This window comes from Lentzea waywayandensis, assembly GCF_900115955.1.
GTDB lineage: Bacteria > Actinomycetota > Actinomycetes > Mycobacteriales > Pseudonocardiaceae > Lentzea > Lentzea waywayandensis.
The window spans coordinates 169,150-184,180 of record NZ_FOYL01000012.1 but is presented as its reverse complement, the minus strand read 5'-3'; the positions used below and the strand labels follow the sequence as shown (position 1 = coordinate 184,180).

The 15,031-nt window shown below is 71.0% G+C and carries 13 protein-coding genes; 7 read left to right on the top strand and 6 right to left on the bottom strand.

The annotated features are described in order from the left end of the window. Nucleotides 1-46 precede the first annotated feature (46 nt). From BM417_RS35890 to BM417_RS35875, 4 genes are read right to left on the bottom strand one after another with little or no spacing between them, the layout of a single operon-like run. Complete coding sequence (locus BM417_RS35890; protein ID WP_093603724.1) at nucleotides 47-3,082, bottom strand: type I polyketide synthase; 3,036 nt, start codon at nucleotides 3,080-3,082, stop codon at nucleotides 47-49. Next, nucleotides 3,072-4,976, bottom strand: a complete 1,905-nt coding sequence (locus BM417_RS35885) for a non-ribosomal peptide synthetase (protein ID WP_177320783.1) — start codon at nucleotides 4,974-4,976, stop codon at nucleotides 3,072-3,074. The genes BM417_RS35890 and BM417_RS35885 overlap by 11 nt, the downstream gene beginning before the upstream one ends. Beyond that, a complete protein-coding gene (locus BM417_RS35880; RefSeq protein WP_177320782.1) occupies nucleotides 4,973-5,773 on the bottom strand; it encodes a class I SAM-dependent methyltransferase in 801 nt (266 codons plus the stop codon). The genes BM417_RS35885 and BM417_RS35880 overlap by 4 nt, the downstream gene beginning before the upstream one ends. Before the next feature lie 23 nt (nucleotides 5,774-5,796). Further along, nucleotides 5,797-8,874 carry a non-ribosomal peptide synthetase gene (locus BM417_RS35875; RefSeq protein ID WP_093603720.1) on the bottom strand — a complete coding sequence of 1,026 codons (3,078 nt, stop codon included), beginning with the start codon at nucleotides 8,872-8,874 and terminating at the stop codon, nucleotides 5,797-5,799. 341 nt (nucleotides 8,875-9,215) lie between these two features. Here BM417_RS35875 and BM417_RS35870 point away from each other — a divergent pair, with 341 nt between their 5' ends. The 4 genes from BM417_RS35870 (at nucleotide 9,216) to BM417_RS35855 (ending at nucleotide 11,597) form a co-directional block, all read left to right on the top strand. Continuing rightward, a complete protein-coding gene (locus tag BM417_RS35870) occupies nucleotides 9,216-9,701 on the top strand; it encodes a MarR family winged helix-turn-helix transcriptional regulator (protein WP_093603718.1) in 486 nt (161 codons plus the stop codon). A gap of 101 nt (nucleotides 9,702-9,802) precedes the next feature. Next, the gene (locus BM417_RS35865; protein WP_093603716.1) at nucleotides 9,803-10,408 is read left to right on the top strand and encodes a DsbA family protein; all 606 of its coding nucleotides are present in this window, start codon (nucleotides 9,803-9,805) and stop codon (nucleotides 10,406-10,408) included. A 12-nt stretch (nucleotides 10,409-10,420) separates the two neighbouring features. Continuing rightward, nucleotides 10,421-11,206, top strand: coding sequence for an MBL fold metallo-hydrolase (locus BM417_RS35860; RefSeq protein WP_093603714.1), 786 nt, complete (start codon nucleotides 10,421-10,423; stop codon nucleotides 11,204-11,206). Between the two features lies 1 nt (nucleotide 11,207). Further along, nucleotides 11,208-11,597, top strand: a complete 390-nt coding sequence (locus BM417_RS35855) for a nuclear transport factor 2 family protein (RefSeq protein ID WP_093603712.1) — start codon at nucleotides 11,208-11,210, stop codon at nucleotides 11,595-11,597. 673 nt (nucleotides 11,598-12,270) lie between these two features. On the opposite strand, the gene BM417_RS35845 is transcribed toward BM417_RS35855, so the two are convergent. After that, nucleotides 12,271-12,639 carry a MerR family transcriptional regulator gene (locus tag BM417_RS35845; RefSeq protein WP_093603920.1) on the bottom strand — a complete coding sequence of 123 codons (369 nt, stop codon included), beginning with the start codon at nucleotides 12,637-12,639 and terminating at the stop codon, nucleotides 12,271-12,273. Nucleotides 12,640-12,688: 49 nt separating this feature from the next. Further along, on the bottom strand, nucleotides 12,689-13,678 hold the full coding sequence (locus tag BM417_RS35840; protein ID WP_093603710.1) for an esterase/lipase family protein: 990 nt from the start codon (nucleotides 13,676-13,678) through the stop codon (nucleotides 12,689-12,691). Between the two features lie 209 nt (nucleotides 13,679-13,887). On the opposite strand from BM417_RS35840, the gene BM417_RS35835 reads away from it, so the two are divergent. Genes BM417_RS35835 through BM417_RS35825 form a run of 3 tightly spaced genes read left to right on the top strand, consistent with a single transcriptional unit; the run spans nucleotide 13,888 to nucleotide 14,938 of the window. Beyond that, complete coding sequence (locus BM417_RS35835; protein ID WP_143138938.1) at nucleotides 13,888-14,082, top strand: hypothetical protein; 195 nt, start codon at nucleotides 13,888-13,890, stop codon at nucleotides 14,080-14,082. Beyond that, nucleotides 14,082-14,591 (top strand): SigE family RNA polymerase sigma factor, encoded by a 510-nt coding sequence (locus tag BM417_RS35830; RefSeq protein ID WP_093603706.1) that lies wholly within the window; start codon nucleotides 14,082-14,084, stop codon nucleotides 14,589-14,591. Before BM417_RS35835 ends, BM417_RS35830 begins: the two co-directional genes overlap by 1 nt. Then, nucleotides 14,588-14,938, top strand: coding sequence for a hypothetical protein (locus BM417_RS35825; protein ID WP_143138937.1), 351 nt, complete (start codon nucleotides 14,588-14,590; stop codon nucleotides 14,936-14,938). Before BM417_RS35830 ends, BM417_RS35825 begins: the two co-directional genes overlap by 4 nt. Nucleotides 14,939-15,031: the final 93 nt, after the last annotated feature.

Sequence of the window (15,031 nt, the reverse complement as noted above, 5' to 3'; positions counted from 1 at the left end):
GCCGCCGGGTGAGTACGCATCGCTGAACACGGCACTGAACCCCGGCTCAGTCATCGGCGCCGACCTCGGCGTCCCGCAGCCGGTCCCGCAGCTCGTCGGGCGAGAGCCGCTGGATCTCGGCGACCAGCGCGGCCACCGACTCCTCGTCGAGATCGCCGGGCTCGCCGCCTCCGGCCTCGCGCTCGGTCCGTTCGACCAGCTCGGTCAGGCGGCGCGGTGTCGGCGCGTCGAACAGGGCACTGCCCGGCAGCTCGACACCCAGCAGGTCCTTGATCCGCGCCACGATCCGGGTCGCGAGCAACGAATGCCCGCCGAGCGCGAAGAAGTCGTCGTCCTGGCCGACCGGGTCGATGCCCAGCATCTCCCGCCAGATCGCCAGCACCTGCCCCGCGCGGTCACGCGGGCCCGGAGGCGGCACGGGGACGGGTGCGAGCTCGGCCGCGGCGGAGGCGAGGCCGGACGGCTCCACCCAGTGCCGGACCCGGCGGAACGGGTACGTGGGCAGCGGCACGCGGCTCCGTCCGGGGTCCTCGTAGCGCGCCCAGTCCACCGCCACCCCGGCCGACCAGAGGTCACCGAGTGTCTGCGCCAGGCACAGCCCGGCCGGCCGTGGGTCACGGGGATGCGGCAGCGTGCCGAGCACGACCTGCCCCTTGGCCAGGTCGCCGTGCTGGCGCACCAGAGCCGCCAGCGTGTTGCCCGGTCCCACCTCCAGGAGCACCTGCCCCGGCTCGCGCAGCAGGGTCAGCAGCCCCTCGTGGAAACGCACGGTGGCCCGCACGTGGCGGGCCCAGTAGGCCGGATCGGTGGCCTCGGCGGCCTCGATCCAGTGACCGGTCACGTTGGACACGAACGGGATCAGGGGCACGCGCAGGTCCACCTGCCGAGCCCGTCGCTCGAACGGTGCCACGGCCGGCGCCATCATCTCGGAGTGGAAGGCGTGTGAGGTGTGCAGGCGCCGGTGCCGCACCCCGCGCGCGGTCAGCTCGGCCGCCAGCCGCTCGATCGCGCCGTCCGGTCCGGACACGACGCTGAGCTCGGGTGCGTTGGCGGCGGCCAGGTCCACCCCGTCGGTCAGCAGCGGGAGGACGTCGGCCGCGGGCATCGACACACTCAGCATCGCGCCCCGCGGCCGTTCGGCCATCAGCCGGGCGCGATCGGCCACCAGGGCCAGCCCGGTGGGAAAGTCGAAGCAGCCGGCGACCGCCGCCGCCACGTACTCGCCGACGCTGTGCCCGATCGCGGCCCGTGGCCGGATCCCCCACTCCATCAGCAACTGGGCCAGCGCGTACTCGATCACGAACAGCGCGGGCTGGGTCACCGCCGTGTCGGCGAGCACCGCCGCGCGGTCCCCGGCCAGGTCCGGTTCAGCCGGGTAGAGGATGTCCCGCAGATCGACGTCGAGCGCGCCGGCCCCGGCGTCCACCCAGTGCCGGAACACCGGCTCGCGCTCGTACAGCGCCCGGCCCATGCCCACGTACTGGCTGCCCTGCCCGGGAAACAGGAAGACCACGCCCGGCTCGCCCGCGTCCCCGGCGGGCAGTACCGGCGCGCGCAGCCGGGCCGCGGCGCTCTCCCGGTCGGTGCACGCCACCGCGAGCCGCCGGGGCAGTCCGCTTCGACCGTGCCGCAACGTGTTCGCCACGTCGGCGAGCGGGATCCCGGGCTGGGCCAGGAGATGGTCACCCAGCCGGCCCGCCGCCTCGGCGAGCGCCGCGTCGTCCCGCGCGGAGAGCACGAGAACCTGCTCGGCCCGCGCGACGGGTGGGGACGCCGGGAGCGGCGGGGCCTGCTCCAGCACCACGTGCACGTTGGTGCCACCCATGCCGGTCGAGCTGACCGCGGCTCGCCGGGGGCGCTCGGTCGCCGGCCACGGCCGTGCCTCGGCCGGGATGAAGAACCTGCTGCCGTCGAGGTCGATCGCCGGGTTGGGCTCGGTGAAGTACGGGCTCGGCGGCAGCGTCCCGTGCCGCAGGGCGAGCACCGTCTTGATCAGCCCGGCGACCCCCGCCGCGGCCGACAGGTGGCCGATCAACGCCTTGAGCGAGCCGAGCGCACAGGCCGGCCCGTCCATCCCGTAGGCGTCGCACAGGGCCTCGAACTCGATGGGGTCGCCCAGCGACGTGCCGGTGCCGTGCGCCTCGACGTAGGAGATGGTGGCCGGGTCGATCCCGGCCAGGCCGTGCGCCGCGCGGATCACCGACACCTGGCCATCGACCCCCGGCGCGGTGTAGCCGACCCGCATGGCGCCGTCGTTGTTCACCGCGGACCCGAGGATCACCGCGCTGATCGTGTCCCGGTCCCGCTCGGCGTCCGCCAGGCGTTTGAGCACGACGACGCCGACCCCGTTGCCCGGCACGGTGCCATCGGCGCGACTGTCGAACGGGTAACAGCGGCCAGAGGAGGACAACACCGAGCCGGGCTGATAGCGGTAGCCCTCGTGCTGCGGCAGGTGCACGGCCACCCCGCCGGCCAGAGCCAGGTCGCACTCCCCGCTCAGCAACGCCTGGCCAGCCAGATGCACCGCGACGAGCGAGGACGAGCACGCGGTCTGCACGGACATCGCCGGCCCGCGCAGGTTGAGGTGGTAGGCCACCCTGGTGGCCAGGTTGTCCTTCTCGGTGGCCAGGATCAGCTCGTGGTGGCTCATCGTGGCCAGCACGTCGGGGCTCGCCAGAAGGTTGCGGATGAGATAGGCGCTCTGCCCGGCCCCGGCGTAGACGCCGACCGGTTCGGCCGTCTCGCGCGGCGCGTACCCGGCGTCCTCCATGGCCGCCCAGGCGGTCTCCAGGAACAGCCGCTGCTGCGGGTCGAGCAGCGCGGCATCCCTAGGTGTGTAGCCGAACAGCCGGTGGTCGAAACAGTCCACATCGGACATCACGCCGTACGAGCGCACGTGGTCCTGACGGCCCACCAGGTCCGGGTCGGCGCCATCGCGCAGCGCGTCGTCGACCGAGAACGTGGCCAGGGAGTTCCTGCCCTGCCGCACCACGTCCCAGAACTCGGCGATCGAGCCGGCGCCGGGGAACCGGCCCGCCATCCCGACGACGGCGATCTCCAGGCCACTAGGTTCAGCCGTCATCGTCGTTCCTCCGCAAGGCCGCGCGCCGCCGGGACCGCTCGGCGTAGCTGTTCGGTGTCCGCTGGGACCTGACCTGCTCGGTGGGCGCCTGGCCGGACTCGGCGAGGTGGTGCACGAACATCCGCACGGTCGGGTTCCGGAACAACGTCACGGTCCGGACGTCTCGCCCGAGCGCCCGCTGAAGCCGGGCCCTGAGCTGGATCAGCAGCAGCGAGTTGCCGCCGATGTCGAAGAAGTTGTCGTGCGGGCCAACCCCGTCGGCGCCCAGCGTCTCCCGCCACGCGGCGGTGACAACGCCCTCCAGGTCACCGGCGGGCACTGCGTCGGCCGCCCGCCAAGGTGCCGGCAACGCGGCGCGATCCAGGTCACTGGCGGGCACAGCGTCGGCCGCGCCACCCGCCCGCCAGGGCGCCGGCAACGCCGCGCGATCCAGCTTTCCGTTGGGCGTCAGGGGAAGTTCGGCCAGCACCAGCACCGCGGCGGGCACCATGTGGTCCGGTAGCCGCCGTGCCAAGAACCGCCGCAGCTCCGCACCGTCCACAGTGGAGTCCGGACCGGTGACGTAGCCGACCAGCTGCCGCCGCCCCGGCCGGTCCTCCCGGACGTGCACCGCCGCCTGGCGCACCGCCGGGTGCTCGGCGAGGACCGCCCGCACCTCGCCCGGCTCCACCCGGAAGCCGGCGATCTTGACCTGGTCGTCGATCCGGCCGAGGAACTCGATGTCGCCGGAGTCGAGCCGGCGCACCAGGTCCCCGGTGCGGTAGCTCCGCCCGCCGGCGATCGGCAGGAACCGCCGCGAGGTCGACCCCGGGTCGTCCAGGTAGCCCCTGGCCAGGCCGCCACCGTGGACGTGCAACTCGCCCGGAACGCCGGCGGGGACTTCCTCGCCGTCCACGCCGAGCACGCGCACCCCGGTGCCGCGAAACGGCATGCCGAGCGGCACGGTCGCGCTGTCCGGCCGGTCCCGGCCGACGTGGTGGGCCAGCATGGACACCGTGGTCTCGGTCGGGCCGTAGTGGTTCTGCACCGCCAGGCCGGGCCGCGCCGCGCGGATCCGGTCGACCAGGGCCCAGCTCAGCGGCTCGCCGGCGCAGATGAGCAGCCGGCGCGGCAGGATCGCGGCGAGCCACTCGCCGTCCGGCCCGCCCAGCGCCTCGACGTGGCTGGGCGTCAGCTTCATCGCGTCGACCTCGTGCTCGCGGAGGTACGCGGCGAGCGCGGCGGAGTCGGTGGCGGTCTCGTGCGGCACGAGATGCACCGTGCCGCCGGTGGTCAACGCGGCGAACACGTTGGTGCTGCCCAGATCCGCGGCGAACGTGGAGACCAGCGCCCAGGACCTGGCCGGCTCGACGTGCTCGGCGAGACCGTCCAGGTAGTGCAGGTACTGCCGGTGCTCGACCGCGACGCCCTTCGGTCTCCCGGTCGAGCCCGAGGTGAACAGCACGTAGCAGAGCGCCTCACCGGGCACGGCCGGTGGAGCGCTCACCTCCTCGTTCGCCGGTGCCGGCTCGTCGAGCAGCACCGCGGGGAGCCCGGTGCCCAGCCCGCTGACGAGCTCGCGGGTGCCGACCAGCGCCACCGCGCCGGCCCGCTCGACCAGCTCGGCGAGGCGCGCGGACGGGTGGGACGGCTCGAGCGGCAGGTAGGCGTGACCGGCCTGGAGGATGCCGAGCATCCCCACCATCAGCGCCGCCGACCGCGGCGCCACCAGGCCGACCGGCCGGTGGGGGCCGACGCCCAGCGCGGTCAACCGGTGGGCGACGGCCCCGGCCTGCTCGACCAGCTCGGCGTAGCTCAGCACACCGTCCACTCCGGACACCGCGATGGCGGCGGGGTGGCGGCGTGCCTGCTCAGCGATCCGGCCGTGCAACGTGTCTTGGCTCGCCGTGGTCATGCCGGCTTCCTGGCCGACACCGCGAAGGTGAGCGGGATCGGATCGCCGGGCAGCCGCCAGCAACCCTCCTCGTCCGGGTCGGGAACCATGGTCCGGAAGCGCTGGCGGCAGTCCACCGGGGTCTCCCGGAACACCTCCAGCCGCAGTCCCGCGTCCATCAGCGCGGTGATCACCCGGGAGGTGGTGTAGGGCCAGAAGTACTCGGTGTAGGACGGGATCTGCCGGTTCTCCCCGTACTCGTCGCCGTAGGTCGACGTGACCTCGTACTCGTACGGGCCGTCGGTGAACAGCAACGGGGTGAGCTCGAGATCGCCGTCGGCCTCGGTGAACGCAGCCGTGACGGGGTGAATCTCGACCAGGTGGAACACGCCGCCGGGTTTGAGGAAGTGGGCGATGACCCGGGCCCATTCCCCGAGGTCCGGCAACCAGCCGAGCACACCGTAGTCGGTGTAGACGATGTCGAACTCGCCGTCCAGGTTCTTCGGCAGGTCGAAGACGTTGGAGTACACGAAACGAACGTCCGCACCGACGTCGTCGGCGAGGCTCCGGCCGGTCGCCAGTGCCTGTTCGGCGAAGTCGACCGCGGTCACCCTGGCGCCGAGCTTGGCCCAGCCGATCGCGTTCAGCCCGACGTGGCACTGCAGGTGGAGCAGGGAACGGCCCTGGACGTCACCGACCGTCTCCTTCTCCAGCCGGCGCAGACTGGACTTTCCGGCACGGAACTCGTCCAGGTTGTAGTAGGTCGAGTTCAGGTGCGCGGCGACCCGCGTGTTCCACCCGCGCTGGTTGGATCGCATGTGTTCCTGATCTGAGCTGGTGATCATCTGGACGGTGACCTCCGGAACGGTTCGCTGAACACGGGTGTGGCTGGGTTCTCGATCAGCTCGGACAGGGTCGCGAGGTACTCGCTGACCACGTTCTCCGCGGTGTCCCGGCGGAACAGCTCGGCGGCGTACTCCAGCTCGAGCACGATCCGGTCGGGGCGGCGGTACAGCTGCAGGTTCAGGTCGAACCGCGTGGTGCCCGGGTTGACCAGTTCCGCGGAAACGCGCAGCCCGTGCTTGTCGAACTCGTAGAAGTCGATGTCCTGGTAGGCGAACACGGCGTCGAACAACGGGTTGCGGGCCGGGTCCAGGACCACGCCGAGCCGCTTGACCAGGTGCTCGAACGGACAGTCCTGGTGGGTCAGCGCGTCGCGACGCCCCTCGTCGAGCCGTCTGGCCAGCCCGCCGAGACTGCTCCGCCCGGCCATCCGGGCGCGCAGGCAGAGCATGTTCACGAACATGCCCACCACCGACTCGAGCTCCGGGTGCGCACCGCGCCCGCTCGCCGGGGTGCCGATCACGATGTCCCGCTGCCCGGACACCCTCGCCAGCGTCGCGGCGTAGGCGGCCAGGGTGATCGTGAACGCGGTCGTGCCCGCACGCCGGGCGGCCTGCTCGAGGCGGACCAGGGTGGCGGTGTCGAGCTCGCGCCGGACGAGCCCGCCCCGCACCGCCCGCCGGGCCCCGCGGGGGTGGTCGGCCGGCAGGGCGAGCCCCGATGGCGCACCGTCCAGTTCGGACAGCCAGTAGGCCTCGTCGGCGGGGTCGACGGGCCGGTCGTGGCACCACTGCGCGGCAGCGGCGTAGGTGGTGGCGGGCTGTGCCGGTTCGATCCCCGCGTACAGATCGAGCAGCTCGTCGACGAGCACCCGGAGGGAGACCCCGTCGAGGACGATGTGATGCGCGTCCAGGTACAGCTCGGCGGTCTCGCGTCCGGTGCGGACGAGCAGAGCGCGCAGCAGAGGTGGGTGGTCCGCGCGGAACGGCCGGACGAACCGGGCGAGCACGTCCTCCTCCGGGGCGTCGAGGTGGTCGAACTCCGGGGCGAGGCCGTCGTCCGGGATCTGCCGGACGCCGCTCGCGCCGGGCACGAACCTCATCCGCAGCGCGTCATGGCGGTCCAGCAACCTGCCCAACGCCGCACGCATCCGTTGCGGCTCAACGGCTCCCGAGATCCGCAACCGGACAGGGACGTTGTAGACCAGCGACTGCGGGTCGGCCTGCCAGCGCAGGTAGAGCCCGACCTGGCGGGGATGCAGATCGACCGGCGTGGCCGGACTCCGGCGAGGAATCGGCCCGATCCGGCCGGGCGCGGCCGAGGCCAGGGCCGCGGTCATCCCGGCGAGGGTCCGCGCCTGGAGGGCGTCGCCGAACGGCAGCCGCACGCCGAGCCGGCGGTCGATCCGGCCCAGCAGCGCACCCAGCTTGATCGAGTTGCCGCCGATCTCGAGAAACGCGTCGTCCTGCCCGATCGTGTCCGCGGCGAGGTCGAGCACCTCGGACCACAGCTCGGCCAGCCCGTGCTGCTCGGCGGTGTGCCGCCGCGCCGGTCGCGCCCCGGCCGCAGGCAGCGCCGGGCCGTCCACCTTTCCGTTGGCGTTCAGAGGAAGCCGGTCGAGCCAGACGAACTGGTCCGGCAGCAGGTAGCCGGGCAGGACGTCGGCGAGCGCGGCCCGGACCTCGGTCTCGCCGATCTCCGGAGCGACCAGGTAGCCCACGAGTCGCTTGTCCTGCACGGCATCCCCGGCCACCCGGACGTGCGCGTCGAGCACGCCCGGCACGGCCAGCAACGCGGCGGTCACCTCGGCGGTCTCGACCCGGTGACCGCGCACCTTGACCTGTCCATCGGCTCGCCCGTGGAAGTGCAACAGCCCGTCGGCGTCCTGATGGACGAAGTCACCGGTGCGGTAGTGCGGCTCACCGCCGATGTCGACGAAGCGTTCCCGGGTGAGCTCCGGGTTGTTCAGGTAGCCGCGGGCCACGCCGAGGCCTCCCGTGTACAGCTCACCGACGACCCCTGCCGGCACCGGCCGGCGGTTCTCGTCGAGGACCAGCACCGTGGTGTCCCGGATCGGCCGGCCGATCGGGACCGGCCCCTGCACCGGTTCGTCGATCCGGAACAACGTGGTGAACACGGTGTTCTCGGTCGGGCCGTATCCGTTGTGGACGGCCAGGTGCGGGCACTGTGCCCGCACCGCCTCAATGTGCCGGGCAGACACCACGTCACCGCCGGTGAACACCTTGGTCAGCGGCGCGAAGATGGCCGGATCCTCGTCCACCAGCTGGTTGAACAGCGGCGCGGTGACCCAGGCGAACGTGATCCCGTACTCGCGGAGGCACGCGGCCAACCGGTCCGGCACGACCATCGTCGTGGTCTCCACGACGCACAGCCGCGCGCCGTTGAGCAGCGCGCTCCAGATCTCGAGCGTGGCGGCGTCGAACTCGAGCGGGTGCGCGTGCAGCACGTGGTCACTCGGCGAGAACCGGAGGTGGTCGGGTTCCCTGGCCATCCGGCAGATCCCGGCGTGCTCGACCATGACCCCCTTGGGCTCGCCGGTGCTGCCGGACGTGAACAACACGTGCGCGAGCGGCGAGCGGTGCTCCGGCAACGGCGCGGGCACGGCGAAGGTGTCCAGGTCGGTGTCCCGCCCCCACGCCGACACCTGCGCCAGCTCCAGCACCTCCACGCCGTCCGGCGCGGCCGCCGTCACCGGCGCGACCGCGTCCGCGGCACACACCACGAGTCCGGTCCCGCTGCTGGTGATCAGCTCGGTGATGCGCCGCCGCGGGAACGCCGGGTTCACCGGCACGTACGCGCCGCCGGCCAGCATGATCCCCACGGTGGCCACAACGGCGTCCACGCCGCGGTCGAACGACATGCCGACCAACGTCTCGCGCCGCACACCCAGCCTGGCCAGCCCACCGGCGACAGCGACAGCCCGCCTGGCGAGCTCCCGGTAGCTGAGCACCGTGCCGTCACCGACCACGGCCACGGCGTCCGGTCGCAACCGGACCTGTTCGAGAAAGTACTCGTCGAGCCGGGGCAGAACCCCGTGGTCCGGCTCCTGGCTCATCCGCAGCCATCTCCCCCGCGTTCCACTGGACCCGCGAAAGTATTGCCGCGCTTGGACTTCACATCGCTGAACGGTTCACTGAACGCCTGGCCCGCGCGTCAACTCCAGGTGAGGAAGACGCGGGAGGAAGCGTTGGCCGGAAGAGGTCGAAGCCTGAGCGTGTCACCCCGGCGTTGGCAGACGAGAAACAGGACTGGCGGCCGAAACACCGTGGGCCTGCTTCGGCTTTCACCGCATAGCGCACACTGGTCGAGGAGCGCGGCTGGACAGGGGACGACGCCGAACGGTGGCCGGCCCAGCAGGCCGTCACGATCTTCACTCGATGAACGGGGGCTGGTGCCGTGGCCGGGATCTCAACACCTGAGGAAGCGGCGACCAACTCGTTGGTGCTGGCGTTCGGTCGGCTGCAGGGTGCGGCGAACCGGCTGGAGTACCTGCTCGGCCGTGCGCTGGAACAGGAGTGCGGGATCAGCCACCTGGACTTCGAGGTGCTGCTGATCCTCGGCAGGGCCGGCGACCCCGGCATGTCCATGCGGGCCATCAGCCAGGAGCAGGTGCTCACCACGGGCGGGGCGACTCGGTTGATCGACAGGCTGGAAGCGGCGGGACTGGTGGTGCGGACCGCGCACCCCAGCGACAAGCGCGGGCGGCTGGTGCGACTGACACCGGCGGGTGCGGACACTCTCGTCGCGGCCGCGCGGGTGCACGTGGAGAACATCACGCGGTACTTCCTCGACCCCCTGCCGGCAGAGCACCGCGAGCGCTTCGCCGAAGACCTGCGGATTCTCAGCCACGCGGCGCGGGACGCGCTGCCGCAGCTGCGTTGAATCATGACGTAGGTCATAGCCGGAAATATCTGACTAGTCAGATACTTTGTAGTGGGTGAGCCGCTCGCACCCGGCGAGCGCCCCCACGACCCGAGGTTCCCGTGCAGCTCGTCTACGTCTTCGATGCTTATTGTGGCTGGTCACACGGCTTCTCCAGCACGATGCGGACCATCACGGCCCGCCACCCCGGCCTCCCGGTCGAGGTCGTCTCCGGTGGCCTGTTCACCGGGTCGCGACGGGTGCCGATCCGCAAGTTCGGCTACGTCCAGGGCGCGAACGCCCAGATCAGCGAGCTGACCGGGGCTCACTTCGGCGACGCCTACCAGGACCTCGTCGCCGAGGGGTCGTTCGTCATGGACTCCGAGGCTGCGGCCCGCGGTCTGGCCGCGCTGCGGCAAGCCTCTCCCCCGCGGGCCGCCGAGTTGGCCGCCGCGATGCAGAACGCCTTCTACGTGGACGGGCTGAGCCTCTCCGACCCGGAAACCTATCGGGCAATCGCCGCCGAGGCACGGCTCGACGCCGATGCCGTGGTCGCCGCGTTCCACAGTGGACAGGCGGCGGCCGAAAAGGACTTCGAACGCTCGGCCAGGCTCGGCGTCAGCGGCTTTCCCACGCTGCTGGCCGTCAACGGAACCGACACCGTCGTGCTCGCCAGCGGGCACGCCACAGCCGACCAGGTCGAGCACCACCTGGTCACCCTTGTCTGAGGAGACAGAACCATGCTGGCATTCGCCATTTTCGACCTCGATTTCCCCGTCGGCAGCAAGAACAAGACCGCCACCCTCGTCACCGGCTCGACCGAGGCACTGCTCGTCGACGCCGGGTTCACGCTCGCTGACGGGCACCGGCTCGTCGCCGCCGTGCTGGACTCAGGCAAGACGCTGACGACCGTGTTCATCAGCCACGGCGATCCTGACTTCTACTTCGGCGCCGAGGTGGTCGCCGACGCGTTCCCCGCCGCGAAGTTCGTCGCGACCCCGCAGACCATCAAGCACATCAAGCACTCCTACGAGGGCAAGCTCAAGGCGTGGGCCGCACTCGGCGCCAACCTGCCGACCCGCCTGGTCGACATCGAGCCGCTCGAGGGCCTCACGCTTGAAGGCGAGCGCTTCGAACTCAAGGGCAGCCCCGACCGGAGCTACCTGTGGCACGCCGAGTCCCGTTCCGTCCTCGGCGGAGTGTTGCTCTTCCAGCAGGAGCACGTCTGGGTCGCCGACACCCCCACGCAGCAGGAGCGCGCCGCCTCGATCGCACTGCTCGACGAGATGGCCGCCCTCGACCCGCAACTGGTCGTGCCCGGCCACCGCCTGCCTGACACGGCGGCCGACGCCACGGCCATCGCCGCGACCCGCGAGTACCTCGTCAGTTTCGAAGAGGAACTGGCCAACGCCGCCGACGGCGCCGCGCTGACCGACGCGCTCGTCAAGCGCTACCCCGACCACGGCATGCAGATCGCGGCGACGATCGGCGCCAAGGTCGCCAAGGGCGAAATGACGTGGGGCTGACATGACCACACCGATCGAAGTGGTGCGCCGGCAGTACGCAGCCTCCGCGGCCCGGGACCTGTACGCCCTGCGCAGCACGCTCGCACCGGACGTGGCGTGGACCGAGATGGCGGGCTTTCCACTGGCCGGCACCTACCACACGCCAGACGGCGTCACCTCCAACGTCATGGAGAAGCTCGCCCAGGAATGGGACGACTGGGCCGTCCATCCCGACACCTTCGTCGCGGACGGAGAGAACGTCGTCGCGCTCGCCAGGTACACCGCCGTCAACAAAGCGACCGGCAAGCCGATCGACGTTCGCGTGGCGCACCACTTCACCGTCCGCGATGGACTGATCGTCCGATTCGAACAGTTCGTGGACACCGCGAAGGTCCGCGAAGCCATGCACTAGGCCTGATCGCTCGCGAACAGGCCTAGTGATCTTGGGCACCGACGCGAGGCCGTCGATGCCCTGATCCGGGCGGGTGGACGACATCGTCTGCCCGCTCGGCCGTGCGAGGTGCTCCGGTTCCACAATCGCAGGAACAGCAGTGCATTGCCGGTGTGGCCAGTCGTTGACGGGCGGCGCGGACCAGGCACTGATGGTCACGTTCGCGCTGCTGAAATCGCGGCAGCCGGGCAAGCTCTCCCCGCAGCCAGATCCGGCTCCGAGTGGCTGCGCCGAGGTCGTGGTGCGCGGTGAGGATCGTGCGGCGGTCCAGCAGTACCGCACTCGCCTCGACGACCTGGAAGACGGCGCGGAACGCGACTGGCTGCTAGCAGATCGGCCGCGAGCCGGGGCAGAACCCCGTGGTCCGGCTCATGGCTCATCCGCAGCCATCTCCCCCCGCGTTCCACTGGACCCGCGAAAGTATTGCCGCGCTGGGACTTCACATCGCTGAACGGTTCACTGAACGCCTGGCCGGTGACCACGAGGACGCGCTGCGGATCACCCCGACCTGGGCCGCGCCGTGGGCACGCGGCCGGGAGGGCTGGCCCGGGCCCGGCAACTCGAGGTGGTCGCCGGGTTCGTCATCGGCCTGGCGTTCTCCGGCGTCGACCCGGGCTCGGCCGTGCCGCGGTGGTCACCAGGTCGCTGAGGCCTGGAAGGCTCGGTTGCCGGAGATCAGCTCGTCGAGCGAGTCACGGGTCCGGGAGAGCTCGGCGATGTGGGCGTCGAGCTTCTCCCGTTCCTGGGTCATGCGGACGAACGCGGCATCGGTGTTGTCGCGGGTGGGCGTGCTCAAGCACCACGGGAGCAGCGTGCGAATCGTCTGGCTGCTCAGCCCCGCCAGGTAGAGCCGCTGCAGGTACCGCACGCGGTCGACGTCCTCCTCGGCGAAGCGGCGATGACCTCCCGCGCTGCGGGTGCTGGTCAGCAGGCCCTGCTCCTCGTAGTACCGCAGGGCACGGGTGCTCGCCCCGGTCCGCGCCGACAGATCACCGATGCGCACCACTGCCCCCGAGTCGTTGGACGGACTTCGAGCCTAACTCGGCCGGCTTTCAGCGTCGTGCGAACACGTACGGCTTCAGAGCGGGTTCGGCGGGCGTGACCGGGGCCGCGGCGATGACGTCGAGAGCGGTCTCGAGGAACCCCGCCAGATCGTCGCCGACGGTGCTCGGGTCGACCCCTGGCATGTTCTCCTGTGCGCAGACCGACGCGGGGATCTCCGCCGGGTTCGCCGGACCGCGGCGGGTGATCGCGTTCACGGTGAGGGCGTACGCGAGGGCGTCACTGGTGCCGATGGTGATGTGGTCGCTCGGGTTGTCCGGGCAGACGTCCTGCAGCGAGATGTTGGCGACGCGGCCGGCGGGACCGCGCAGGTCCGTCGTGCCGGCCAGGGTGACGAACTGGTCGTGGGTGGTGGACAGGGAGGTGTAGGAGATGCCGGCGAAGGTCTCCTGCCGCGAGTTCGTCGCCTCGACGAACTCGGCCGTCCTCTTGAGCTGCAGGGCGAAGGCGGGTCCGTTGCCGTGGGGGTACAGGTCGTCGTTCTGGACGCTGCCGTGGTTGACCGCGGCGAGACCGACGTGGTCGGCCACCATCGCCCGCGTGTCCGGCCAGAAGCGCAACGCGAACCGGGAACTGACACCGCCCTGGCTGTGGCCGATGACGGCGATCTTGCCGCGGCTGATCGCACGGGCGTACCTGATGGCATGCACCACGTACTCGGCCGATACCTGCACGTCACCGACCGAACCACCGGGCAGGGTGACCGAGCAGTAGGGGTGGCCGATCCGGTCGAGGGCCGGGAACCAGTTCCAGGAGAACGCCTCGTCCGGCCCGACGCCCGTTCCCGGTACGAAGAGGGCGACCTCCCGGTGCGAACCGTAGGCCGACGGCGTGCACCTGACGGCGGCCTGGAGGTCGGCGACCGGCACCGAGAGCCGCGGGCCGGGCTGGTTCACGGGGGCGTAGGGCCCGGTTGAGGCGGAGGCCACCGAGGTCGGGACGAACAGCAGGGTGGCGACGAGAACGAGCAGACGTTTCATGTCCCCCAACCTAGAATTTGACGCCAGCGTCAAGTTCAAGTCCTCGGGCGTCCCAATTCAGGTGAGCCGCGCCACTTCCGCCGAGGTGGTCCGAAGTGGACGACCGATCGCCGAGAATTTCGTTCGGCAGGGCAACCTGACGCGCCCCCGATCGCATTGATGAGGGTGAGGGCACCTGACCGGTGCCCCTGAACCTTCGGAGCTTCGCGATGCGCAGAGAACAGGTGATCGCGGCGATGGTGTCCATGATCGCCGTCGCGGCCGTCGTGATTCCCGCGCTCACGCTCGTCGACGACGAACGCGCTCCCGAGCAACGGCCGACAGTGATCCGGACCGACGAGATGACGTCGTGGAGAACTCCATCACCCCAGCCGTCCTCCCAGCCCAGCCGGCCGGAAAGGTGATGACGCTGAACTGGGACAGTGAGTTCACCCAGCTCTACGACCGGTGCAACGAGTCCATGCGCTTCACGGCCTTCCTCATGTGCGGCAACTGGCACGAGGCCGAGGACGTGCTGCAGTCGGCGTTCCTGAAGCTCTACCTCGCCGGTCCCAAACTGACCGACCACAGTGGAATCGAGGGGTATCTGCAGCAGATCCTGGTCCGAACGTTCATCGCCGAGCGCAGACGCGTGCGGTGGCGACGCGAGAAACTCACCGACGCGCTACCCGACAGCCTGTTCGTCGCGCCCGGCGCGGAGGACGGGCTCGTGGTGTGGGAGGCGTTGTCGAGCATGCCGGCGCGTCAGCGCGCCGTTCTGGTGCTGCGCTACTGGAACGACCTGAGCGTCGAGGACGTCGCCACCGCGCTCGGCTGCTCCACCGGCACGGTGAAGTCGCAGAGCAGCAAGGGATTGCAGACGTTGCGGCACAAGCTGGGCCCGGAGTTCGACCCGTCGAGGCTGGGGACGTGATGGACCACGAGGACAAGCTGCGAACGACCTTCTCCGTGCTGCGCGGGGAAGTGCCGCCCCCGAACGCCAACTCCGCCTTCGGCGTGATCACCCGTGGCCGTGCCGTGCGATCTCGGCGCCGCACCATCGCCGTGGCCGGCAGTGCCGTGGCCACAGCCGGGGTCACGGCGCTGGCGCTGGCGTTCCTGCCCGACACCTCGAGCCCGCCGCCGGTACCAGGTCCACCCCTTCCGACGTCCACCACGACGACCAGCGGCGTGCGCACCACTCCGAAAGGAGTTCCCGAGCGGCAGGACAGCCCGCCGGTCACCACGACAGGCCAGGTCACGACCAACACGACCGGCTGAGCGGCCGTGCAGGACGAGGTCGGCCTCCTCGACCGTGCCCGTCTCGTTCTCCCGGCGCAGGAAGCGGGCCGGGTCGATCCCGGAGGCATCCGG

What these genes read in the sequence shown, in the direction of transcription:
- BM417_RS35890 (WP_093603724.1), bottom strand. Translation starts at nt 3,082, where the DNA reads ATGACGGCTGAACCTAGTGGCCTGGAGATCGCCGTCGTCGGGATGGCG.
- BM417_RS35885 (WP_177320783.1), bottom strand. Translation starts at nt 4,976, where the DNA reads ATGACCACGGCGAGCCAAGACACGTTGCACGGCCGGATCGCTGAGCAG.
- BM417_RS35880 (WP_177320782.1), bottom strand. Translation starts at nt 5,773, where the DNA reads ATGCGATCCAACCAGCGCGGGTGGAACACGCGGGTCGCCGCGCACCTG.
- BM417_RS35875 (WP_093603720.1), bottom strand. Translation starts at nt 8,874, where the DNA reads ATGAGCCAGGAGCCGGACCACGGGGTTCTGCCCCGGCTCGACGAGTAC.
- BM417_RS35860 (WP_093603714.1), top strand. Translation starts at nt 10,421, where the DNA reads ATGCTGGCATTCGCCATTTTCGACCTCGATTTCCCCGTCGGCAGCAAG.
- BM417_RS35855 (WP_093603712.1), top strand. Translation starts at nt 11,208, where the DNA reads ATGACCACACCGATCGAAGTGGTGCGCCGGCAGTACGCAGCCTCCGCG.
- BM417_RS35840 (WP_093603710.1), bottom strand. Translation starts at nt 13,678, where the DNA reads ATGAAACGTCTGCTCGTTCTCGTCGCCACCCTGCTGTTCGTCCCGACC.
- BM417_RS35835 (WP_143138938.1), top strand. Translation starts at nt 13,888, where the DNA reads ATGCGCAGAGAACAGGTGATCGCGGCGATGGTGTCCATGATCGCCGTC.
- BM417_RS35830 (WP_093603706.1), top strand. Translation starts at nt 14,082, where the DNA reads ATGACGCTGAACTGGGACAGTGAGTTCACCCAGCTCTACGACCGGTGC.